This window comes from Streptomyces chattanoogensis (assembly GCF_001294335.1).
Taxonomy (GTDB): Bacteria; Actinomycetota; Actinomycetes; order Streptomycetales; family Streptomycetaceae; genus Streptomyces; species Streptomyces chattanoogensis.
On record NZ_LGKG01000044.1, the window covers coordinates 1 to 588 of the forward strand.

The following is a 588-nucleotide window of genomic DNA, read 5'->3' on the forward strand; positions in this document are numbered from 1 at the left end:
TGCCGTGGGCGTGCGGCCCAGCGGGGTTTGCCACAGTGCGGCCAGAAAGAGCTGCGCATCGAGTTCCGCCGGGAGCGCGAGCACGACATGGGGCCGCGTGGTACGGCGGGCGATGGCCTCGAGATCCTGACGGACGATCACGGCGGGGTCGCCGGTTGCCGCCCGGCACAGCTCGTCCCGAAGCTGCCCGTCGCCGCACGAGACGACCCGCTGCACGAACGGGTAACGCCCGCCTTCGTCGTCGACCGATACGGACAACACCACGGCGTCAGGCACGGCACGGCGCAGCGTGTCCACTGCGCGGCTGCGCGCCTGCGGGGTGTTGCCCGAGACGATGCTCAGCAGTCCCCGCTTCGGCGTCCTGCCGGTGTTCACCATCCCACCTGCGCAAGGGCGGCAACGAGTGTGTGGGCGGCCTTTCGTGCCCGCAGCATCGTCAACGGCACTTCTGCTCTCCTCCTGGCTGGCTATCGGGAGGCGTAGGGGATGAGGGCCATCTCGCGGGCGTTCTTGATGGCGCGGGCTATCTGCCGCTGCTGCTGCCTGGTCACGTTGGTCACCCGGCGGCTGCGGATCTTGCCGCGGTCG

The 588-nt window shown here is 70.1% G+C and carries 1 protein-coding gene and 1 pseudogene; both read right to left on the bottom strand.

Annotated features, from left to right (window positions below; genetic code table 11):
* A pseudogene (locus ADL29_RS07495) lies at nt 1–378 on the bottom strand (GTP-binding protein); the annotation flags it as partial.
* 89 nt (nt 379–467) lie between these two features.
* Nucleotides 468–588 (bottom strand): 30S ribosomal protein S18 (rpsR, locus tag ADL29_RS07500; protein ID WP_063788409.1); only part of this gene is annotated, 121 nt, incomplete at its 5' end.